Annotated in this window: 22 protein-coding genes; 15 read left to right on the top strand and 7 right to left on the bottom strand. The window is 71.9% G+C overall.

What is annotated here, in order from left to right:
* The first annotated feature begins 26 nt into the window (after window positions 1-26).
* The 5 genes from KGD84_RS18930 to KGD84_RS18910 are packed head-to-tail and all read left to right on the top strand — an operon-like array spanning window position 27 to window position 3,863.
* A complete protein-coding gene (locus KGD84_RS18930; RefSeq protein ID WP_220561752.1) occupies window positions 27-218 on the top strand; it encodes a hypothetical protein in 192 nt (63 codons plus the stop codon).
* A 47-nt stretch (window positions 219-265) separates the two neighbouring features.
* Window positions 266-604 carry a TadE family protein gene (locus KGD84_RS18925; RefSeq protein ID WP_220561751.1) on the top strand — a complete coding sequence of 113 codons (339 nt, stop codon included), beginning with the start codon at window positions 266-268 and terminating at the stop codon, window positions 602-604.
* Window positions 601-1,053 carry a hypothetical protein gene (locus tag KGD84_RS18920; RefSeq protein ID WP_255646651.1) on the top strand — a complete coding sequence of 151 codons (453 nt, stop codon included), beginning with the start codon at window positions 601-603 and terminating at the stop codon, window positions 1,051-1,053. Before KGD84_RS18925 ends, KGD84_RS18920 begins: the two co-directional genes overlap by 4 nt.
* Entirely contained in the window at window positions 1,050-1,427 is a 378-nt protein-coding gene (locus KGD84_RS18915; RefSeq protein WP_220561750.1) for a hypothetical protein, read from the top strand. The genes KGD84_RS18920 and KGD84_RS18915 overlap by 4 nt, the downstream gene beginning before the upstream one ends.
* Window positions 1,428-1,445: 18 nt before the next feature.
* Complete coding sequence (locus tag KGD84_RS18910) at window positions 1,446-3,863, top strand: OmpA family protein (protein WP_220561749.1); 2,418 nt, start codon at window positions 1,446-1,448, stop codon at window positions 3,861-3,863.
* 370 nt (window positions 3,864-4,233) lie between these two features.
* On the opposite strand, the gene KGD84_RS18905 is transcribed toward KGD84_RS18910, so the two are convergent.
* The 3 genes from KGD84_RS18905 to KGD84_RS18895 form a co-directional block, all read right to left on the bottom strand.
* Window positions 4,234-4,395 carry a hypothetical protein gene (locus KGD84_RS18905; protein ID WP_220561748.1) on the bottom strand — a complete coding sequence of 54 codons (162 nt, stop codon included), beginning with the start codon at window positions 4,393-4,395 and terminating at the stop codon, window positions 4,234-4,236.
* A gap of 188 nt (window positions 4,396-4,583) precedes the next feature.
* Window positions 4,584-5,558 carry a zinc-binding dehydrogenase gene (locus tag KGD84_RS18900; RefSeq protein ID WP_220561747.1) on the bottom strand — a complete coding sequence of 325 codons (975 nt, stop codon included), beginning with the start codon at window positions 5,556-5,558 and terminating at the stop codon, window positions 4,584-4,586.
* Entirely contained in the window at window positions 5,551-6,141 is a 591-nt protein-coding gene (locus KGD84_RS18895; protein ID WP_220561746.1) for a TetR/AcrR family transcriptional regulator, read from the bottom strand. The genes KGD84_RS18900 and KGD84_RS18895 overlap by 8 nt, the downstream gene beginning before the upstream one ends.
* Before the next feature lie 77 nt (window positions 6,142-6,218).
* On the opposite strand from KGD84_RS18895, the gene KGD84_RS18890 reads away from it, so the two are divergent.
* A complete protein-coding gene (locus tag KGD84_RS18890; RefSeq protein ID WP_220561745.1) occupies window positions 6,219-6,605 on the top strand; it encodes an MmcQ/YjbR family DNA-binding protein in 387 nt (128 codons plus the stop codon).
* Window positions 6,602-6,961 (top strand): MmcQ/YjbR family DNA-binding protein, encoded by a 360-nt coding sequence (locus KGD84_RS18885; protein WP_220561744.1) that lies wholly within the window; start codon window positions 6,602-6,604, stop codon window positions 6,959-6,961. The genes KGD84_RS18890 and KGD84_RS18885 overlap by 4 nt, the downstream gene beginning before the upstream one ends.
* A 253-nt stretch (window positions 6,962-7,214) precedes the next feature.
* Here the strand turns inward: KGD84_RS18885 and KGD84_RS18880 are convergent, their stop codons facing one another.
* A complete protein-coding gene (locus tag KGD84_RS18880) occupies window positions 7,215-9,056 on the bottom strand; it encodes a serine/threonine-protein kinase (RefSeq protein ID WP_220561743.1) in 1,842 nt (613 codons plus the stop codon).
* A 202-nt stretch (window positions 9,057-9,258) separates the two neighbouring features.
* Between KGD84_RS18880 and KGD84_RS18875 the strand changes: the two genes are divergently transcribed.
* Window positions 9,259-9,387, top strand: coding sequence for a hypothetical protein (locus KGD84_RS18875; protein ID WP_255646650.1), 129 nt, complete (start codon window positions 9,259-9,261; stop codon window positions 9,385-9,387).
* A 169-nt stretch (window positions 9,388-9,556) separates the two neighbouring features.
* A complete protein-coding gene (locus KGD84_RS18870; RefSeq protein WP_220561742.1) occupies window positions 9,557-10,321 on the top strand; it encodes a class I SAM-dependent methyltransferase in 765 nt (254 codons plus the stop codon).
* A 203-nt stretch (window positions 10,322-10,524) separates the two neighbouring features.
* Here KGD84_RS18870 and KGD84_RS18865 read toward each other — a convergent pair whose 3' ends face one another.
* Window positions 10,525-11,112, bottom strand: a complete 588-nt coding sequence (locus KGD84_RS18865; protein WP_220561741.1) for a TetR/AcrR family transcriptional regulator — start codon at window positions 11,110-11,112, stop codon at window positions 10,525-10,527.
* 94 nt (window positions 11,113-11,206) lie between these two features.
* On the opposite strand from KGD84_RS18865, the gene KGD84_RS18860 reads away from it, so the two are divergent.
* Window positions 11,207-12,247, top strand: coding sequence for an NAD(P)-dependent alcohol dehydrogenase (locus KGD84_RS18860; protein WP_220561740.1), 1,041 nt, complete (start codon window positions 11,207-11,209; stop codon window positions 12,245-12,247).
* Between the two features lie 134 nt (window positions 12,248-12,381).
* Here the strand turns inward: KGD84_RS18860 and KGD84_RS18855 are convergent, their stop codons facing one another.
* Complete coding sequence (locus KGD84_RS18855; protein WP_220561739.1) at window positions 12,382-12,942, bottom strand: GrpB family protein; 561 nt, start codon at window positions 12,940-12,942, stop codon at window positions 12,382-12,384.
* A gap of 417 nt (window positions 12,943-13,359) precedes the next feature.
* Here KGD84_RS18855 and KGD84_RS18850 point away from each other — a divergent pair, with 417 nt between their 5' ends.
* The 4 genes from KGD84_RS18850 (at window position 13,360) to KGD84_RS18835 (ending at window position 16,707) form a co-directional block, all read left to right on the top strand.
* On the top strand, window positions 13,360-13,488 hold the full coding sequence (locus tag KGD84_RS18850; RefSeq protein ID WP_255646649.1) for a hypothetical protein: 129 nt from the start codon (window positions 13,360-13,362) through the stop codon (window positions 13,486-13,488).
* A gap of 83 nt (window positions 13,489-13,571) precedes the next feature.
* The gene (locus KGD84_RS18845; protein ID WP_220561738.1) at window positions 13,572-14,069 is read left to right on the top strand and encodes a hypothetical protein; all 498 of its coding nucleotides are present in this window, start codon (window positions 13,572-13,574) and stop codon (window positions 14,067-14,069) included.
* Between the two features lie 277 nt (window positions 14,070-14,346).
* A complete protein-coding gene (locus tag KGD84_RS18840; protein ID WP_255646648.1) occupies window positions 14,347-14,475 on the top strand; it encodes a hypothetical protein in 129 nt (42 codons plus the stop codon).
* Window positions 14,476-15,189: 714 nt separating this feature from the next.
* Window positions 15,190-16,707 carry a serine/threonine protein kinase gene (locus KGD84_RS18835; protein ID WP_220561737.1) on the top strand — a complete coding sequence of 506 codons (1,518 nt, stop codon included), beginning with the start codon at window positions 15,190-15,192 and terminating at the stop codon, window positions 16,705-16,707.
* Window positions 16,708-16,902: 195 nt separating this feature from the next.
* Here the strand turns inward: KGD84_RS18835 and KGD84_RS18830 are convergent, their stop codons facing one another.
* A complete protein-coding gene (locus tag KGD84_RS18830; protein WP_220561736.1) occupies window positions 16,903-17,583 on the bottom strand; it encodes a GntR family transcriptional regulator in 681 nt (226 codons plus the stop codon).
* 83 nt (window positions 17,584-17,666) lie between these two features.
* Between KGD84_RS18830 and acnA the strand changes: the two genes are divergently transcribed.
* Window positions 17,667-20,327: an aconitate hydratase AcnA gene (acnA, locus tag KGD84_RS18825; RefSeq protein ID WP_220561735.1), complete on the top strand. Its 2,661-nt coding sequence runs from the start codon at window positions 17,667-17,669 to the stop codon at window positions 20,325-20,327.
* The last annotated feature ends 1 nt before the right edge of the window (window position 20,328 follow it).

The raw sequence follows: 20,328 nt of genomic DNA, 5'->3' as shown, positions 1-20,328 counted from the left end.
ACCGGCCACGGAAAAGAAGGAAGACCATGAGCCGTCTCCGGCGAACCCTGGCAGCGTTCCTCGAACCCCGGACCGCACGCTCCGACCGAGGATCCGCCGCCACCGAATACGTGCTGATCCTCGCGATCGTCATCGCCATCGCCGTAGGCGTCGGTGCCATCCTCACCCCGCGGATCCTCAACAGCGCCCAATCCATCGACCTGGGCGTCAACCCGTGAAAACCCCGCACCGGCGCGGTAGGGGCCGTGACCGGGGGAGCGCCGACATGATCCTCGCCCTCCCCCTGGCCTTCGCCATGCTCCTGGGCATCGTCCAGTACACGCTCTGGACCCACGCCCACCACCGCGCGCAGGCCATCGCCACCGAGGCCCTCGCCGGCGGACGGGTCTTCAACGGCACCGAGCACGAAGGCGAAGAACGGGGATACGCCCTGGCCGGCGACCTCGGCGGAACCCTGCTGCGCGACACCACCGTCGACGTCCGACGACAGGGTGGCACCACTCGCGTCACGGTGGACGCCACCACCCTCGGACTGCTCCCCGGCTGGAACCCCGGCGTTCACGTCTCCCTGACCGGACCCACCGAGCACGTGGAACGTCCATGACCAAGGTCCCCTCCACACGGAGGAACACCGGCAGGGGAAGCGACCGCGGCGGCGCCTCGGTCGACCTGATCGTGCTCGTGATCCCACTGCTGCTGGTCTTCCTCTCCCTGATCGCCCTCACCGGGCGCCTCTACACCGCGGCGATCGCCGCCGACGCCCTCGCCCACTCCGCGGCACGGGCCGCGTCCCTGCACACCGACCCGAGCCGGGCACGGGTGGCCGCCGAACAGGCCATCACCGACAGCGTGGGGGAGTGGGCGCGGGCCTGCCACGCCCCCACGCTCACCCTGCGACCGACCACCGTCGCGGACACCCGCGCGGTCCGGGCCGAGGTCACCTGCACCACCCGACGCGACGACCTCCGCCTTCCCGGCCTGCCCGCCGAGCGCGCTGTCACCGGCTCGGCCGTCTCCGTCCTGGACGTTCACCGTTCCCGGGAGCGCCGATGAGCGGCGGCAGCCCTACCGCGTTCGTCCTGGCCATCGCCACCACCCTCCTGGCCTGCCTGGCCCTGGCCCACGACGGCGCACGCCTCCTCCACGCCAAGACCCGGACCACCGCACTGGCGCACGAAGCCGCCCGCACCGGAGCCCAGCACCTGGACACCGCCCGGCTCCGTGAAGGGGCCGTTGCCCTGGACCCGAGAGCGGCTACGGCCGCGGCGCAGGCCCACGCCATCGCAGCAGGAGCGAACGCCGAAGTCCAGGTGGAGGGGGAGACGGTGACGGTCACCGTCACCACGGTGCGACAGCCCACCGTGTGGGGCGGCCTCGGTGAGGTCGAGATCGCCTCCCGGGCCACTGCCACCGCCCACACACCCTGACCGGAGGAGGAACCGCAGATGCATCCGGTACGAACGATGGCCGCGGGCACAGCCGCACTCGCGCTGCTCATCACGCCGCCGCTGATCCTCAGCCGGTGGGAATGGCCGGTGGGGGAGGAGGTGACCGGGACCTATCTGTGGTTGTCCCTGCTCAGCGGGACACTGCCGACCACGGTCCTGTACGCCTTGGCCCTCGTCGTGCTGTGGGGGCTGTGGGCGGTGTTCGCCATCCTGGTGACAGCCGATGTCATCGCCGTGCTGCGCGGGCACCTTCCCCGGATCGGGTTGGTGCGCGTGGCCGTCACCGGCCTCGCCGGAGGCTCGGTGGCGGTCAGCGCCCCGGCTGTCGCGGCGGTGTCGGCACCGGCTGACAGCACACCGACCACCGGCACACCCGACGCCGACACTGCGCCGACCCAGGGCGAACCGGCGCACCTGCTGGAGCGCACGCGCGTCCTGGCCGGATTCGGACTCGACTCCGCCGAACCCGGACCATCGATGGTCGACGAGTTGGGGCCCACCGTCCAGCTGCTCCAGCTGTTCGGCGACCGGAACACCCCGATCACCGTCACCGGGCACACCGACGCCAGCGGACCTGACGACCACAATCAGGTCCTGTCCGAGCAGCGGGCGCAGGCCATCGCCGCCCTGCTGACGGAACAGCTCGGGCAGGAGTGGGAGATCACCGTCGAAGGGGCCGGCTCCCGCTGGCCGCGTGACCATCCGGACCTCGGCGCGGCGGCCGACCGCCGGGTCGAGATCACCTACACGCTCAGCACCGGCCGACAGGCCCCTCCGCAGAACATCGAACCCGCACAGAACGACACCGCGACGGTGGAACCGGAACCACGGGAGAGCGGGATGGCCGTCCCACTGATGGCCCTGGCCGCCGGAGCGGTGGCCGGAGGTGCGGCGGGCGCGGTCATCGGGCGGCGCACCGCACCCGGACACTGCGTTCCCCCCGGCCTCGCCGACACACCCCGGCAAGCCGAAGAGAACGAAGAGCAGCAGGAGGCCGAGCCCCCGGAAGGCGCCATCGGCAATCCGGTACAGGTCAGCCGCCACACCAACGGGGTGCTCTTCACTCCGGAAGGGCACCTGCGCATAGCTGACACCCTCGCTATCGACCCCACCACAGGGCCGGCCTTCACCGGCGAGTACGCGGCGGCCGTGTTCTCCTCCATCCTCGACCGGGCCCTGGACGACCCCGCTGTACACGTGATCACCCCTGCGCCTCTCATGGCCGCGGTCGGAGCTTCGCCCCGGGCGGGCGGGGAGCGACTGCGCGTCCTCCCGGACCTCGCCTCGGCGCTGACCGAGGCCGAACTCTCCTACGTCACCGGCGACGAATCCACCCTGCTCCTGGTGGAGGCGCCGACCACACCTGTCCTCGCCGATCGGCTGACAGCGCTGACTTCCCACGAGGACGGCGACATTCGTGCTCTCGCCCTGGGCGAAGGAGGGGGATCCTCGCCCCGGGTGCACTGCGACAGCCTCGACACCATTCGCATCACCGCCGCCGACGGAACCACCGCCACCTACACGGACCTGCGCCTGCTTCACCGGATCACGCCTGCCGCAGCCCACGGCGCTGTGGAGGAACCGCCTGAGGCCGAGGAACCCGACACCCTGGATTCTGTAGATGAAGACCCCGCACCCGAACCCCGTCCAGAAGCGAACACCGAGCCCGAGCCGATGTCACGCATCCAGGTGCGGCTCCTCGCTCCCCAACCCGTCATCACCTACAACGGCCAGGACATCGGTGTCACCATGCGCGCTTCCGCCCGCAGGCTCCTGGCCTTCCTGGCCCTGCACCCGGCCGGGGTGAGCACCGACCTCCTCACCGACGCCCTGTTCCCGGACACCTCCGAGACCAAGGCCAAGACCCTGCGCAACACCGCCGCCAGCAGTGCCCGGCGCGCTGCCCGCCAGGCGTGGGGAGACCACGAACGGGAGATCATCGACGTAGCCCAAGGCCGCTACCGGCTCCGCGCCGAAGCGGTCAACGTCGACATCTGGCGTTTCAGCACGGCGCTCAAGGCCGCCAAGGACACGGAGGACGAAGCCCAGCGCCTGACACATCTGCAGGTGGCGGCCGACCTGTGCTCCCACGAGCTGTTGACCGAGGTGGACCTGCCTTGGATCGAGGAGAAGCGCCAAGCGCACCGCCGTGCGGTCGCCGACTGTTTCGTCGGCCTGGCCAAGGCCGCAGAAACCCCAGGGCAGGCGCTGCCCTGGCTGGAGCGCGCCCGCGAGGTCGACGACCTCAATGAGACCATCTACCAGGAGCTCATGCGCACTCACGCGCTGCTGGGTCGTCCGGACGCCGTCCAGCGCACGTACCAGGCACTGGTCGAGCATCTCAAGCCCATGCGGGTCCGTCCCAGCGCCGCTACGAACAAGCTTTTTCAGGAGGTGGTCTCCGCCGGCGGATGAACGGCGCACGTGGTCGAATGAGGGCTCCGAGGGCGAGATGAAGCGGTCGATGCCGGCTTTGGGGCCGCAGCCATTCTGCGTTGACCGTCTCCTGTCCGAGGAAAAGCCGGGCGTGGCCTGGGTGGCCTAGGGGCTGCACGGTAATCTCCACTTCGCCGCGGGCTACCCGGAGACCGTGCTCCTGCGGGTTGCGCTGTCGCTCGTGGGCGCAGCGGAGGTCCCCCGGCGGACATGGTACGGCTCCCCTCGACCGAGGCCGGGGCCATGGCCGCGCACGCCGTTCGGAACGTCCTGACGACCGTTGCCTCCTGCGCTCACCGAGGCTCTGACCGCGCTGCACGAGGTGGTCCCGACACCATCGGGCGGCCGCCTACGTGTTCCTCGCGGACCACCCGGCCAGCCCTCTGCGGTCTGCACGGGTGTGGGCGGTCGGCGGTCGCGTCGTCCGCGAACCGGGGGCCAGGTGCCCGTCGGCGGCCAGGGCGCGGATGTCGTGCTCCAGGCGGCTCCCGCCGGTGAGGTCCGAGGTCACCCGTGCGGCTCCTAGCGGCACCGGGCAACACCGTCCGTGGGAACAGGCTCCCGGTGTCTCTTCGAACGCGTGCCGCCGGTACGTTCCCCCTCATTTCGAGGCCGGCGCGACAACACGGGTCCGTGGTGGACCCCGACGACCGGCCGGTCAACAGATCGGCGCCTACCGCCGGATCCTGTGACCGTTCCTCACGTCCCGGCGAGGACGACGACGTGCTTTCCGGGGCGGTGACCGGACTCCAGGTCGTGCTGCGCCTGTGCCACCTTGTCGAGCCCTTCGTAGGTGTCGGCGATGACGACCTTCAGCGACCCGTCCTCGATTGCACGGAGGTACCGCCCGAGCGCGTCGGCGGGCAGATCGTCAGCACCGCCGGCGTAGCTGGTGAGGCGGACGCCGGTGGGGATGGAGAACGGGGAGAAGTCGGGGATGGTCCACTCTCCGTTGAGGGCGCCGACGAAGCAGACCGTGCCACCGGGGCGGACGAGGGAGAGCGTGGCCGGCAGCGCGGTCGCGGCGACCAACTCCAGGGCCGCGTCGAGGCCGCCCGGTACGAGGCCGCGGACCGCGTCCGTCAGCGTGTCGTCGTCGAGCAGGGCGTGATCCGCACCCACCTGCGTGAGGAGCTCGAACCTGGCGGGGTTCCGGGTGGTGGCAAGGACCGTGGCGCCGAGCCGGTGGGCGATGGAGATCGCGGTGAGGCCCACGGTGGACGTGCCTCCCCGGATGAGCACGTACTGCCCGGCCTGCAGGCCCAGGGTGGTGATGGAGCCGTGCGCGGTCTGCAGCATCTCCGGGAGCGCACCGAGGACGTCCCATCCCAGGTCGGTGTCGAACGGGATCGCGTTGGCCGCGTCGACGACGGTGTACTGCGCGTAGCCGCCGTCGATGGAGCGGCCCAGGCCGCCCATCATCGTCGCGACCTTCTGCCCGGGGGCCAGCCCGACACCGTCGCCGACGGCTTCGATGCCCGGGATCCGGGGGAAGGAGAAGTCGGGTCCGGATTCCCCCTTTCGGCTGGTGACTTCGGACTCGTTGACGCCGAACGCCATCACGCGGATGCGCACGCGCCCGGGCCCGACGTCGGGGACCGGCACCCGGGAGACGGTGAGTTCGTTCGGTGCGACAGGTCCGGTGAGCCGGATCGCGCGCATGGTGTCAGGCATGGTGGGCCTCCTGGGTTCGTGGGGCTGCGGTCGAGTGGGTGTCGAGGAGCGCTCGGTACGCGCGGCGGACCATGTCCTCCTCCAGCGGCGCGTCCTGGTGGAACAGGCGATAGCTCCACCACCCCCACATCAGGGCGTCGACGGCGCGGGCCCGGGCGTCGGAGAGACGGCCGCGGAGCAGTGTGAGCGATTCCTCTTGGAAGGCGCGGACGAGGTCGGCGGCGCGGGTGCTGCGCGCCGCGTAGTGGTAGAGCTCGGTGTAGAGGCGCACGTCCGCGGTGCTCGGACTCGTGGCCCCCACGGTGGCCGACACGAGCACCTCGATCACGGCGTCCGTGGTCGAGGCGTCCCGGAGCGGTGCGGCGAACCGGGGCTCCAGTTCACCCCGAAGCGTCTCGAACGCGGCGACGACGAGCCCGTCGAGATCGGGGAAGTAGTACGTCATCGATCCCAGCGGAACGCCGGCCTGTGCCGCGATCCGCCGGTACGAGGCCGCGTGCACCCCCTGCGAGCGGATCACGTCGAGCGTGGCGTGCAGGATCCGGGTTCGTCGTTGCGGATCGTTGGGTCTGCCTTTCCGCACGGGAGTCTCCTTGTGTCGGCCAAAGTACGTACCATGGTACGCACTTTCGCTCTCACGGCTTCGACCTCGGAGGACACATGCAGGAAGACGCACTGCAGCAGTACGCCAGAGACCGCGCCGAGGAGCTGCCCGGTGCCGGGCTCGAGTACCCGTTCGGCCCGGACTGGGAGGTGTTCAAGGTGCGGGACAAGGTGTTCATGCTGCTGACCGAGGTCACCGGCGAACCGATCGTGATCGTCAAGGCCGAGCCGGAGGACGGCAAGGCGCTTCGGGAGCGCCATGAAGAGATCACGCCCGGCTACCACATGAACAAGCGGCACTGGATCACCCTGAACCCCGGCGGAGACCTGCCGCAGCGCCTCGTGGAGGACCTGGTGACCGAGTCCTACCTGCTCGTCGTGGAGAACCTGCCCCGGGCGCGGCGTCCCGTGGACCCGGCGGCCTTCGAAAGGAGCAAGCGATGACGCTCTCCGGCGAACAGCTCCAGCAGACCGCCCGCGACACCGCGGCCGCGCTCGCGCACGTCGAACGCGGACGGCCGTTCACCCCGCACCTGGACGTGTTCAAGGTGCGGGGCAAGGTGTTCCTCATCGTCACCGAGGACGATCCGGACCTGCAGATCATCACCGTCAAAGCGAACCCGGACCACGGGGACGCGCTCCGCCGCGACCACGAATCGATCACGCCCGGGCACTACCTCGACAAGCGGCACTGGATCTCCGTCGGCGCGGGCCCGGGCATCACCGGGCGGCTGGTCGAGGACCTGGTGCACGACTCCTACGACCTGGCCTCCGGACATCAGGAAGGGCGGGAATCGTGAGCGGGCGGCCGCCGTCCCTGTTCGATGCGGACGACGCCTCCCGACCGCTGGCCGACCGGCTGCGCCCCCGCACCCTCGCCGACGTCGTCGGCCAGGACCACCTCCTCGCCGACGACGCCCCGATCGGACGGTCGGTCGGCGCACACCGGCTGGTGTCGATGGTCCTGTGGGGCTGCCAGGCTGAGGGAGGACCACCGACGCACCTGGCGTTCGAACCGCTGTCGGCGACCTTCTCCGGCGTCGCGAACCGAGATCACGGAGCGGCCGGCTGTTCGACCCAGATGTCGGCGGCGAACCACCGCAGCGCCGCACGCAGGCGCTCTGCTTGGAGGGGGTCCACCGCGTTGACCTCCTCGGCCCTGCACACGACCTTGCCGCCCTGGTAGTCCTTCAGCGTCCGGGTGGTCTCCAGCGGCCAGCCTCGACGCGGCCAGACCACGACCTGCGCGCCCTCCCCCTCGCCGACCACGCTGACCTGTTCGAGACGGTCCCACCTGAACGGCTTCTCACTTGCGGGAAGGTGCGGGGGCCGCAGCCCGGCGCGGGACAGGACGAGCCGCGGCGGTCCGCTGAAAAAAGCCAGGAGACCACCCAGGAGGCCCGCGATCAGTCCCCCCACCACGACGGCGACCAGCATCTCCGTCCCACTCACGGAGGGATGGGCCTCACCTGTCGCGTACATGGTCACCGCCAACAGTCCAGAGGCGATCCAGACGATCCCGCCGAACATGAGAGCCGGACCGCCCACTCCCGAGAGACGGCCGCCGGTGATGACGACCTGCTCGACCGGCTCCGGAGCCGGATGCGGTCCCGGGAGGACGTCGAAGGCCAACTTCGCCGTGTCGCCCCCGGACACCTTGACGCGCCGCGCCACGCCGCGGCCCTCGGAGCTCACCAGGAGCGAGCGCTGACCGGGAGGGACGGGGAAGGCACGGGAGGCGAACCCGGGGGCCGTGCCCAGGACGGTGCCGTCCACGGCCACCTCCACGGGGTGTGGGCTGAGGTTGCCGATGACCAGCTCGCCACCTGCTCCCTTCGGGGAGTCCCGCTGTTCGCCTGCGCCCGCGCCGACGCCCCGAACGCCACGGAGCCTTCGCCAGAACGTCGGCGTCTCCGGCTTGATCGTGTCGGAACCGGTGGCCTGAGGCATCTGCTTCGCGGGGCCGGCCGGACCCCCTTCGGGGTCCCGGTCCTGTCCGGGCTCGAACCGGGTGTAGGCGAGCGTGTACCGGGCCAGTGTCTCGGTGACGTCCGGGGGCAGCCACCGGCCAGTGTCTGAAGCTCGGGACACTCCCACGGCGGCCAGGTGCGCCGACACCTCCTCCGCACCCGGCCGGGACTCGGGGTCCTTGGCCAGACAGGCTCGCACCAGGTCGACAAGGGAAGCGGGGAGGTCGGCCAGGTCGGGCTCCTCGTGCACCACCCGGAAGACCACCGCGTGCACCGGACCGTCGCCGAAGGGGCTGCGGCCGGTGGCGGCGAAGGCGAGCACGCACCCGAGGGAGAACACGTCCGAGGCCGGGCCGACCTTCTGCGTCTTAGCCTGTTCGGGGGACATGAAAGCGGCGGTGCCCAGCACCGTGGAGGTGCGGGTGTGGGAGGTGGAGTCCAGGGCTCGGGCGATCCCGAAGTCGATCAGCCGCGGACCGTCCTCGGCCAGCAGCACGTTGCCCGGTTTGAGATCGCGGTGCACCACCCCCTGGGCGTGCACCGCCGACAGACCCTCGGCCAGCCCTGCCCCGAGCACCGCCACGGTCTCCACCGGCAGGGGGCCGTGGTCGGCCACGGCCCGGTGCAGAGTGGGGCCGGGGATGTAGGCGGTGGCCAGCCAGGGCGGGGTGGCGCTGGTGTCGGTGTCCACGACCTGGGCGGTGTAGAACCCGCCGACCTTGCGGGCGGCGGCCACCTCGGTGGCGAACCGGCGCCGGAACTCGGCGTCCTGGGCCAGGTCGGGGCGTACGACCTTGACCGCGACGGTGCGCCCACCGGGGGAGCGGCCCAGGAACACCTGACCCATCCCGCCGCCGCCCAGGCGCGCGTGCAGGGTGTAGGGGCCGGTCCGGGTGGGGTCGCCGGGCAGGAGGGGGTCGGGCATGGCACCGCTTCCAAGGGGGGTCGGGTCCGGTCCAGAACCGATGTTCCCAGCGAACCCCTCCGTCATGCCCCTTTCGGAAGCGGTCCGAGTACGCCGAAAGGGGCCATGGCCTGTCCCGGCCAGGTCGGTCTGTCCGCCGTCGGCGCGGGGTAGGCCACGCCCGTGGCGGGCGCACCCGACGCCCCCAGGGGAGGAGACCCCCGTGCACAGATCCAAGGGCGGCGGCCCGGCCAGCGGCGGCCGGGTGCCGTGGGACCCGCTCGACCCGGTCCCGGCACCCGAGCCGGAGACAGAGGTGGACAAGCCCGGTACGGAGCGCAAGCCCACTTGAGGCCACGCCCTCGTCAAGGCGGACCCCACGCAACCCCCGGTTGCGCGGAGGCCGTGCGCGCGTCCGGACCGATCGGTCCCCGAGGCCCACACCCGGTCGCCGGTGTCCGCACGTCGGAACGGCGCAAAAACCATTGGCCCCGGGGCCCGTCTTGGCCGATCATGCCCGGATGGTCGATCGACACTTCTCCGAGCCGGACCTGGCCGATCTGTACGACTACTTCAACCCCTGGGGCTCCACGCCCCAGGACGATTTCTACCTCGACCTGGTCCTGCGGTCCCGCGCTGTACTGGACGTGGGCTGCGGAACGGGCAAGATCCAGCGGGTGGCCCGCGAGCGCGGGCAAACCGGGCGTCTGGTGGGCCTGGACCCGGCCGCGGCGATGCTGGAGGTCGGCCGCCGCGACCGTGAGGACGTCGAGTGGGTCCACGGCGACCTGCTCGCCGGCCCCTACGATGACCCCGGCCATGGCCCGTTCACCGGGGCGTTCGACCTGGTGATGATGTCCGGGCACGCCTTCCAGGTGTTCACCTCCGACGAGGAGCTGCACGCCGTGCTGGCCGCGGTGCGTCGGGCGCTGGTGCCGGGGGGACGGTTCGCCTTCGAGACCCGCAACCCCGCGGTCCGGGGCTGGGAGGCCTGGACCCCCGAGCGGGTGCGCACCGTGCAGGGCCCCGGCGGGCGCCGGGCCACCTCCGTGCACCGGTTGCGGGAGGTGCGCGGCGACCTGGTGACCTTCACATCGGACTACCACCTGGAGGGCTGGTCCGAGCCCGTGGTCAGCCGCAGCACCCTGCGGTTCCTGGACGCCGACACCCTGGACCGCTTCCTGGCGCAGGCCGGGCTCGCCGTGGACGAGCGGTACGGCTACTGGGACCGCACCCCGCTGACCGCGACCAGCACGGAGATCATCACCCTCGCCCGCCCGGCCTGATCCGCGCCGTCCGTGTGACCGGAAGGCGTGGCCCGCTCCTTCCTGTGGTGGGGTCCACTCGAACAGGAGGGGCCCCAGCAGAACGGAGAACGACGAAGGGGCCTGACCTGGGGCCTTCGTCACCAGCGTCATGATCCGCCCGGGCCCGGGCGGTATGCGCGAGTGCCGCCAGGGGGCGGCGCCGGCGATGGGGGCGCGTCGCCTCAGTCGGCCGCGGTGGCTTTTCGGACGCAGTCGCGGAGCAGGGCGCGGCGCTGGTCGTGTACGTCATCGGCTTCCCGACTGCTGGCCGCGTACACGTTGCTGACCGGAGACCAGGCCATGGACATGGCGATGACCATGGCCATGATGTCGAACGGGTCGCCCGCGCGGACCCGCCCGGCGGCCTGGGCCTCGGCGATGGCCGTGAGCTTGCGGTCGTCGTAGTGCTGGTGCATCTCGACGAGGTGCCCGGCGGGCCGACGCTCCAGCCGTGTCCAGGTCGCCAACCGGATGAGGTCGGGACGGCGCAGGTATTCGTCGTACAGACGGACGGCCCACTCCGCCAGATCGTCGGCGTCGATGGGCACGACGTTGGTGATGCGCTCCAGCGAGTCGAGGAGGATCGCGTCGAAGAGCCGCTCCTTGTCGCCGAAGTAGGCGTAGAGCTGGGCCTTATTGGTGCGCGCCGCCGCCACGATGCGCTCGATGCGCGCCCCGGCGATGCCGTACTGGGCGAACTCTTCGGTGGCGGCGTCCAGGATGCGCTGGTAGGTCGCGGCGCCTCGCGAGGTCTGCGGTCGTTCCGGCATGCCCGCAGCCTACCAAACAGAACAGTTGGTTTGCCTCGGTGTGCGGACGCGCCTACGCTGAAACAGACAGAACAGTCTGTTTAAGGAGAGACGCATGCGGACGACCGACGGATGGCGGGCCACCGGCCCGACAGAACTGCGGCGTGTCCGACTGGAGCGCCGTGACCTGCGCCCGGACGATATCGCGGTGCGGGTCGACTACTGCGGCGTGTGCCACAGCGACCTGCACGCCCTGGGCACCCACGACCGGCATGCGGAAGCGCCCCTGGTCCCCGGCCACGAATTCACCGGCGTCGTGGCCGGAACCGGCTCCGAAGTGACCGCCTTCTCGGTCGGCGACCGCGTCGCGGTGGGCAACATCGTCGACTCCTGCGGCGAGTGCGCCATGTGCGAAGCCGGACAGGAGAACTTCTGCCGCTCCTTCCCGACCTTGACCTACGGCGGGACCGACCGGCGGGACGGATCGACCACCCTGGGCGGCTACTCCCGCGAGTACGTCGTGCGCGACGCCTTCGCCCACCCGCTCCCCGCCGGGCTCGACCCGGCCGCGGCCGCCCCGCTGATGTGCGCCGGCGTCACCGTCTGGGAACCCCTGCGCTCCCTCGGCGTGGGCCCCGGCAGCCGCGTCGCCGTGGCCGGCCTCGGCGGCCTGGGCCACCTCGCGGTCAAGATGGCCGTGGCACTGGGGGCCACCACGACCGTCATCAGCCGCACCCAGGACAAGCACGACGACGCCCGGGAACTCGGGGCCCACGACCTCATCGCCTCCACTGACCCCCGACAGATGGCCGCCGCCCGCGACACCTTCGACGTCCTCATCGACACCGTCTCCGCCCCGCACGACCTCGCCCCGTATCTGAAACTGGTGGCGATGGACGGCACCCTCAGCCTTCTCGGGTACCTGGGCCCCGTCGCCGTCGAGACCACCGACCTGCTCATCGGCCGCAAGAAGCTCGGTTCCGCGGGCAGCGGAGGCCGCCCGGCGACAGCAGAGATGCTCCGATTCTGCGCCGACCACAGCATCACCGCCGACGTCGAGATACTCCCGTCGTCACAGGTGAACACGGCTCTCGACCGCCTTCGGCGAAACGACGTCCGCTACCGCTTCGTGCTCGACATGTCCGACCTGGACTGAAGGGGCGGTGGGCCGGGTCGTGCGGTCCGGGCGACGGCCCGCGTACGGCCCGGCACCCCGTCCTCTCACCGTGGCGGCCGAACCACCGGCATCCCCGGCTTCCGGCACTGATCTTGTGGTGCGGTAACGGTCGGTCACCCGTGTGGGCCGTGGGGGCGCTTCTCCCAGACCGCTTCGGGTGGCAGGCCGCGCTCCCTGCGCGCGCGGTCGGTCACTTCCTGGATGAACGCGGTCTTCGCCTCGGTGTACTCGCCCGGGGCGACAGCGGTGGCCGCGAGTCTGCGCTTCAGATCCGCATAGCGTGCCGCCTCCTCCGGGTGGGAGCGCAGGTGGTCGCGGAGGATCCTCTGGTTGCGGGTGGGCCAGCTCGCCCGGGTGACGACGTGCAGGATGTGCGTGCGCACCCCGCCTGGGGCGCGCACGTAGAGCAGCCGGTCGGTCATGCCGTTCTCGTGCGGGGTGAAGCCGAGACGGGCCAGGGCGGGCTCGTGGTCGCTAACCCCTTGCAGGGACGCGGTGGCCGCCATCAGGTCGATGACGGGTTTGGCCGCGAGCCCCGGGACGGAGGTGGCCCCGATGTGCTCGATCTCCGTGAACAGCCTGGGGCCGGCCTCCTGGAGTCCGGCGATGGCGGCAGAAGCCATACCGGGCCAGCGCGGGTCGTAGTCGGCGATCGCTATCGCTGGGGGTGTCATGGAGAACAGGCTGCCAGTGGCACTGTCTCCCGTGTGGGGCGTCGGCCTCTTGCCGCTCGACGACTCCGAGGGGGTGAAGGCCCCGGAGGCGCAAGTGGTCGGAGTTCCTTGGCCGAATGTCCGCCTCTTGCGCACTGGGATTCGCACGCGGCCCAGGGACACCTGGCCCGTACCGTCGCCTGAGCGGGGGTAGGGTCGGTAGGGGCCGATGTGGGCCGGGTCGCCGGTCAGGAGGGGGCGGGTCCGGTCAGAACCGATGTTCCCGGCGAACCCGTCCCTCATGCCCCTTTCGGGGGCGGGCCGAGTAGGCCGAAAGGGGCCATGGCCTGTCCCGGCTACCGGGGCCTGTCCGCCGTTGGCGTGGGGTAGGCCGCTCCGGGAGCGGGCGCACGCGACGCCCGCCGGGAAGGAGACCCCGTGTACAGATCCAGGGGCGGCGGCCCGTCGGCGGGCACGCGGATGCCACGGGACCCGCTCGACCCGGTCCCGGCTCCCGAGCTGGAGCCGGAGGCGGAGAAGCCCGGCACCGAGCGCAAGCCCGCCTGAGGCCATGCCGGGATCACCCAGGGTCCCGCGCGGCGCGCGGGGCCTGGGTGCGTGTCGGGTGTCAGCGCGGGAATAGACCCCACATGACCGCACACCCCCTCCGCGCCCCCGCGGCGGCCCTGGCCCTGACGGCCGTGCTGACCGCCTGCGGCGCACAGCAGACCCCCGCGCCCGAGCCGGAGACCGCACAGCCGCCCTCTCCCTCACCCTCTCCCACCGGCCCCTCGGAGGAGGAGCTGCAGCAACAGGAGATCGACACCGTCTCGGCGTGTGTCCACGGCCACCTGGCCGAACGTGCCTACACGATGGCCGAGGGGAGCGCGGAGGAGGACGAGTCCGGCGCGGACGGCGGTGACCTGGCGGAGGCCTTGCTGGCCGTCGGCCACAGCTACGCCGCGTCGGCCCAGGCGTTCCTGGACACGGCGCTGCCCGAGGCCGGTGAGGCGGTGGCCGACCAGACCGACAGTGAGGGCCTGGTCATCGCGCTGACCCAGTGGTGCGTCGACACCGGGGTCATCGACGCCGAGGGCGAGCCGATCGACCCGCCGCCGGGGTACGAGCCCCCCGACGACACCGAGTGAGCCCCGGTGCCGGAACCCGGGGCCCGAGCAGGGGGGCGAGACCGGCAGGAGCAGGGACCGGCGCTATGACCTCCCGCGAGACCGTCGGGGCTCGGGCGGCCGGGATCCGGAACGCCCGGGGCTGTGCCGGTCGCTGCGGAACAGGGCCGTGCCCGATTCCGGCGGCAGGGCCGCTTGCGGTCGTGGCTCGTCCCGGCCACTGGCGTCTGCCCGTCGCCGGCGCGGGGTAGGCCGCTTCGCGGCGGGCGTACCGGACGCCCGCAGGGAAGGAGATCCCGTGTACAGGTCCAGAGTCAGCCCCTCCGTCGGTACCCGGGACCCGTTCGACCCGCTGTCATCGCCCGCGCCGGCCACCGAGCCGGAGCGGGAGGAGGAGAAGCCGGGCACCGAGCGCAAGCCGGGCTGACACCGCACGCCCCAGACCCCGCATCCCCGCCCCCAAGATCCTCCGATTCCTACAGCGGTAGGAGGCGCTTGCCTGCCAGGGCCCGGGGTCCATGTCCGGCACCGGCTTGGAGGCCGCGGACGTGGGCCCGCGCGCCCGAAGCATTCGCGCTCCTCCGGATCGGCCTCGCCATGACCGGCCGGGCCTCTCGTACCAGCGGCTTCGCCCCGTACTTCTGACCGGCGAGCCCCGCCGGGCCACCGGTACCGACCACAGCCCGTCGCCCCTGAGAGGGCACCCGGGGATACCGTGACGTGAACCATCGCCGGTGGCCCGGCGGCCGCATCTGCCGCCGTCGGAGGCCTTCGGCACGCTGGCCCGGCCGCCACCGCCGACAGTCGCCGGCCTCGCGCCCCCATGTTCGCCGCGACCGCCGTACATGACCGCCGCGGTGAGCCGGCGGGCATTCCCATCACCCTCGCACCGGCCGCGTTCGTCGCGGTCCTGCGTGTCAGCCCTCGCGCGCTGTCCGAGCGTGGAAAAGGAGCACCGCGATGGCCCCCTTCTCCACCACGCCCCGGCCCGCGGGGCCCATGACGCCCTCCCACCCGAACGCGCACGCACCCGACCGGTCATGAACCTCTTTCGCCTTTCGCGCATCTGATGTCGTTGCCCGTCCGGGAGACGGGCCCCGGTTCCCAGACCTTGCCACCCCCTCCAACGCAAGGAGCAACTGTGAGATCCCCGATCGCGGACCGCTACCGCCTCGACGAGGTCATCGCCGCAGGCGGTATGGGAACGGTCTGGCGAGGCCACGACACCCGGCTGAACCGCCCGGTCGCGGTCAAGCTTCTGAGGGATACCACCGCCGCGGACACCGAGGGCGCGCGCAGGCGGTTCGAACACGAGGCCATGGCCGCGGCCAGGCTCCAGGGCCCCGGCTTCGCGGCCGTGTACGACCACGGCGAGGCCGTCGCCGATGGGGAGAAGATCGCCTACCTGGTGATGGAACTGGTCGAGGGGGCGTCACTGTCCACGCTGGTCGGGAGCGGGGAGCCGCTCGCGCCCGAGCGGGCGATGGAGATCGTCGCCGCGGTCGCCGACACCCTCCAGGTCGTCCACGGCGCGGGGATCATCCACCGCGACATCAAACCCGGCAACGTCCTCGTCACCCAGGACGGGGAGGTCAAGCTCGTCGACTTCGGCATCGCCCGGATCAACGACGTGACCTCGCTGACGTCCACCGGCGTCGCGCTGGGAACGCTCTCCTACGCCTCCCCCGAACAGCTCAACATGCGTGGACTCACCCACGCCACCGACATCTACTCCCTCGGCGCGGTCGCCTACCAGTGCCTGGCCGGGAAGCCGCCCTTCGACTCCAACGACCACGCCGCCGTCATCGCGGCCCACCTGACCGCCGAACCGCCCCCGCTTCCCGACCGGGTCCCGGAGCCGATCCGGCACGTGGTCCTCAGAGCGCTCGAGAAGGATCCGCGGGACCGGTGGGCCTCGGCGGAGGAGTTCGCCACGGCCTGCCGGGACGCCGCCGCCGGGGACCCGACGGTGCTGAGCCGGCGCGCCCCCGGCAGGGGGCGGAGGGGGCACGGAATGTGGTCCTGGCGAGGCGGGTTCGTGGCGGCCGCCGTGGCCGCCCTGCTGCTCCTGACCACGGCACTGGCCTGGTCCCCGCTGACGGGGGGCGACGACCCCTCGGCCGTCGCGGACGGGGGCGGCACCGTCGCGGCCACCGGGACCGACGACGACCCGACCGACGGCGGCGGACCGTCGGATCCCGACCCGAGCGGCGATGCGCGGGAGACGCCCGACGAGTCGGCCTCCTCCTCGGACGGCGGGGAGGCGTCGGCGGAAGGCACGTCGGGCGGGGCCGACGACGAGTCGGACGACGGCTCCGGGGAGGAGCCGGACGGCTCCGGCGGCGGGGGAGGCACCGCCGGTTCGGGGGGCGGGGGTGGCGGCGGAGGCGGTTCGGGCTCGACCGACGGAACGGTCCCCGCCGTCGTCGGGATGTCGACGAGCGAGGCCAAGAGCGCCCTCCAGGCGAGCGGCTTCACGAACATCCAGGGCACCCCCGGCTACGGTCCCCCCAGCGGCGAGGGCAGGTTCATCCCCGAGTCGTGCGAGGTGCTGAGGCAGTCCCCTGAACCCGGTACGACCCTGGACAAGAGCGAACCGGTGCAGCTGACCTACTACTACGTGGGCAGCAACTGCGGCTTCCCTCCCTCCTACAACTGACGGGCCCGGCCGGGTGCCGACGGCGACTCGGCACGCCCATCGCTCGTGGCGGGTCCCGGCCGCCGTCAGAGGTGACCGCCTACCCCGGGGCCGCCGCTTCGGGGCGCGTACCGGGGCCTGAGACGTGACCCTGGCACCGTGTTCGGGGACCGCGCCCGGCTTCACGTGGTTTCGCGGCGGCGCCGACCGTGCCGGTCAGCCGCCCGCCGTCTCCCTCGACCGGAGCTCCTCCATGGCCTGCCGCCCGAGGCTCTGGGAGATGTGCGCGCGCATGACCTCCGCGGCCCGTGCCCCGTCGCCGTCCGCCACGGCGTCGGCGAGCGCTTGGTGTTCGGCGCGGACGCGCTCTATCTCCGCCTCGGAGTCCGTCCGGTACTTCAACGTGAACTGGCGATAGCGGTCGGCCTTGTCCCACAGGCTGTCGAGGATCTCGATCATGGGCTGGTTGTGCGAGGCCCGGTAGACGGCGCGGTGGAACTCGCGGTGGGCGGTGAGCGCCGGGATCCCGGCGGTGCCGGTCAGCGGGTGCAGGTCACCGACGGCCTTTCGGATGGCCGCGACGTCGGCGTCGGTGCGGCGCTCGGCGGCCCACCGGGCGGCCAGGGGGTCGATGTTGAGGCGGATCTCGTACAGGCTCTGGGCTTCGGCGAAGGTCAGCTCGGACACCCGGGCGTCCTTGTGCGTGGCCAGCACCATCAGCCCTTCGCTGGCCAGGCGCTTGAAGGCCTCGCGTACCGGCGTGGTCGAGATGCCCAGTTCGGCGGCGACACCCTCCTGGTTCACCGCGGCCCCGGGGTGCAGGGCATCGGTGAGGATGCGCTGCTTGATCTCCTCATAGGCGTACTCGCTCTTGCTGAAGACCCGCTTCGTCGTCACGTGCTCCCCGTCCTCCCTGAGGGAAGAGGATACCGCCCGATCACGCCTGCTTGCATCATGTAGCCTATAGGCTAGGAGGTGCGATGTCGATCGATTCACACCGCAGCCGGCGGAGGCTGCGGACCACTACGGGCAGTGTCGAGTTCTTCCACCTCGGTGCCGTACCGGGAACCGAGGACCTGCCCTTCGCGCACAAGGTGATGCTGGAGAACCTGCTACGCCACGAGGACGGCGACCTCGTCTCGGCCGCCGACATCGAGGCGCTCGTCGCGGGCCGCGTCGGCTCCCACGAGATCGCCTTCCACCCCTCGCGGGTCTTCCTGCACGACACCAACGGCGTGCCCGTGCTGACCGACCTGGCCGCCCTACGCGACGCCGTGGCCGAACGCGGCGGGGACCCGGCCGCCGTCGACGGCGCCATCCCGGCCGAGCTGACGGTCGACCACTCGGTGTCCACCGACTTCTTCGCCCGCCCCGACGCCCCCGCCCTCAACGTGCGGCGCGAGTACGAGCGCAACCGCGAGCGCTACCGCTTCCTCAAGTGGGGGCAGCAGGCACTGAGCACCCTGAAGGTGGTGCCGCCCGGCGCGGGGATCATGCACCAGATCAACGTCGAGTACCTGGCCCGGGTGGTCGAGGTACGCGACGGCCTCGCCTTCCCCGACACCGTGGCCGGGACCGACTCCCACACCACCATGGTCAACGGCCTGTCGGTGCTGGCCTGGGGTGTGGGCGGCATCGAGGCCGAGGCCGCCCTGCTGGGCCAGCCCGTCTCGATGCTCATCCCGCCCGTGGTCGGGGTCGAACTGGTCGGGGAGCTGCGGCCCGGGGTGACCGCCACCGACCTGGTCCTCACCGTCACCGAGCGGATGCGGGGCCTGGGCGTGGTCGGGGCGATCGTGGAGTTCTTCGGGCCCGGCGTGGCCGCGACGAGCCTGGCCACCCGGTGCACCCTGGCCAACATGAGCCCGGAGTTCGGGTCGACCGCAGCGCTCTTCCCCGTCGACCGCAACACCCTGGACTACCTCCGCCTCACCGGACGCCCCGAGGAGCAGGTACACCTGGTGGAGGCCTACGCCAAAGAACAGGGGCTCTGGCACGACCCGGCCGGCCGCCCCCGCTTCGACCGGACCGTCACGGTGGACCTGGACGGGATCACCCCCAGCCTGGCCGGACCCCGGCGCCCCCAGGACCGCCTGGACCTGGGCGACACCCGGCGCGCACTGCGGGAGGCCCTCCCCGAACACCCGCGGGACGACACGGACACCGGGGGCGGGGGCACCGGCGACGGGCCCCGGGACGGTGCGGTCGCCATCGCCGCCATCACCTCCTGCACCAACACCTCCAACCCGGCGGTGATGATCGCCGCCGGACTGCTGGCCCGCAACGCGACCCGCCTCGGCCTGCGCCCCCGCCCCTGGGTCAAGACCAGCCTGGCCCCCGGCTCCCGCGTCGTGGTGGACTACCTGGAACGCGCCGGGCTGATGGGAGACCTGGAGGCCCTGGGATTCGGCCTGGTCGGCTTCGGCTGCATGACCTGTATCGGCAACTCCGGGGCCCTCCTGCCGGAGGTGGAGGCCGCGGTCGGGGAACGAGGGCTCGTGGCGGCCTCGGTGACCTCGGGCAACCGCAACTTCGACGGGCGGATCAACAACGACGTCTCCCTGAACTTCCTCGCCTCCCCGCCCCTGGTGGTGGCCTTCGCCCTGGCCGGCACGGTCGACATCGACCTGACCGCCGAACCGCTCGGCACCGGCGCGGACGGCGGGCCCGTGATGCTCGCGGACCTGTGGCCCGGCGAGGCCGAGGTGGACGCGGTGGCCCGGGCCTGCATCGAGCCGTCCTTGTACACCGGGGTCTACGGCACCCTCTTCGACGGGGACGACAACTGGAGGGGCCTGGACGCCCCCGAGGGACCCGTCTTCGCCTGGGATCGCGAGTCGACCTACCTCCGGCGGCCCCCGTTCCTGGACCGCGCGACAGGCACCACGCCCCCCGGGCAGCGCGACATCACCGGTGCCCGGGTCCTGCAACTGCTCGGCGACTCGGTCACCACCGACCACATCTGCCCCGCCGGGCGCATCCCCGCCGCGAGCGCGGCCGGACGCTTCCTCACCGGACAGGGCGTGGCGGAGCGGGAGCTGAACACCTACGCCTCACGCCGCGGCAACTGGCAGGTCATGCTGCGCGGCGGCTTCGCCAACCCGCGGCTGGAGAACCGGACGACCCCCGGCCTGCCGGGCGGGAAGGCCGTCGACCTCGGCCCGGACGGGGCCGACCGCATCACAGACGACGTGCACGTGATCGCCGAACGCCACCTGGAGAGGGGGCAGGACCTGATCGTGATCGGCGGCAAGGAGTACGGGACCGGTTCGTCCCGTGACTGGGCGGCCAAGGTCACCGCCCTGCTGGGCGTGCGGGCCGTGATCGCCGAGTCCTTCGAGCGCATCCACCGCTCCAACCTGGTCGGCATGGGGGTGCTGCCGCTCCAGTTCGAGGACGGGCAGAGCGCACAGAGCCTGGGGCTGACGGGGCGGGAGGAGTACACCGTCGCCGGGATGGAGGGCCGGCCCGAGGTGCCCGCCCGCCTTCGCGTCACCGCCCGGCACCTGACCACGGGCGACGTCGTGGAATTCACCGTACGGGCCCGGTTGGACACCTCGCGGGAGCGGCTCTACCACCGGCACGGCGGACTCCTGCCCTACATCCTGGACCGGGCGTTCCGGGCATCAGCACGCGGTTGAC

This window comes from Nocardiopsis changdeensis, from assembly GCF_018316655.1.
Lineage (GTDB): Bacteria > Actinomycetota > Actinomycetes > Streptosporangiales > Streptosporangiaceae > Nocardiopsis > Nocardiopsis changdeensis.
Note: the sequence above shows the minus strand (reverse complement) of the source record. Positions and strands in the feature narration are given on the sequence as shown.

Excerpts from the sequence above, each read along its gene's own strand:
- KGD84_RS18930 (WP_220561752.1), top strand. The coding sequence starts at position 27 with ATGAGCCGTCTCCGGCGAACCCTGGCAGCGTTCCTCGAACCCCGGACC.
- KGD84_RS18925 (WP_220561751.1), top strand. The coding sequence starts at position 266 with ATGATCCTCGCCCTCCCCCTGGCCTTCGCCATGCTCCTGGGCATCGTC.
- KGD84_RS18920 (WP_255646651.1), top strand. The coding sequence starts at position 601 with ATGACCAAGGTCCCCTCCACACGGAGGAACACCGGCAGGGGAAGCGAC.
- KGD84_RS18915 (WP_220561750.1), top strand. The coding sequence starts at position 1,050 with ATGAGCGGCGGCAGCCCTACCGCGTTCGTCCTGGCCATCGCCACCACC.
- KGD84_RS18910 (WP_220561749.1), top strand. The coding sequence starts at position 1,446 with ATGCATCCGGTACGAACGATGGCCGCGGGCACAGCCGCACTCGCGCTG.
- KGD84_RS18900 (WP_220561747.1), bottom strand. The coding sequence starts at position 5,558 with ATGCCTGACACCATGCGCGCGATCCGGCTCACCGGACCTGTCGCACCG.
- KGD84_RS18890 (WP_220561745.1), top strand. The coding sequence starts at position 6,219 with ATGCAGGAAGACGCACTGCAGCAGTACGCCAGAGACCGCGCCGAGGAG.
- KGD84_RS18885 (WP_220561744.1), top strand. The coding sequence starts at position 6,602 with ATGACGCTCTCCGGCGAACAGCTCCAGCAGACCGCCCGCGACACCGCG.
- KGD84_RS18880 (WP_220561743.1), bottom strand. The coding sequence starts at position 9,056 with ATGCCCGACCCCCTCCTGCCCGGCGACCCCACCCGGACCGGCCCCTAC.
- KGD84_RS18870 (WP_220561742.1), top strand. The coding sequence starts at position 9,557 with ATGGTCGATCGACACTTCTCCGAGCCGGACCTGGCCGATCTGTACGAC.
- KGD84_RS18865 (WP_220561741.1), bottom strand. The coding sequence starts at position 11,112 with ATGCCGGAACGACCGCAGACCTCGCGAGGCGCCGCGACCTACCAGCGC.
- KGD84_RS18860 (WP_220561740.1), top strand. The coding sequence starts at position 11,207 with ATGCGGACGACCGACGGATGGCGGGCCACCGGCCCGACAGAACTGCGG.
- KGD84_RS18855 (WP_220561739.1), bottom strand. The coding sequence starts at position 12,942 with ATGACACCCCCAGCGATAGCGATCGCCGACTACGACCCGCGCTGGCCC.
- KGD84_RS18845 (WP_220561738.1), top strand. The coding sequence starts at position 13,572 with ATGACCGCACACCCCCTCCGCGCCCCCGCGGCGGCCCTGGCCCTGACG.
- acnA (WP_220561735.1), top strand. The coding sequence starts at position 17,667 with ATGTCGATCGATTCACACCGCAGCCGGCGGAGGCTGCGGACCACTACG.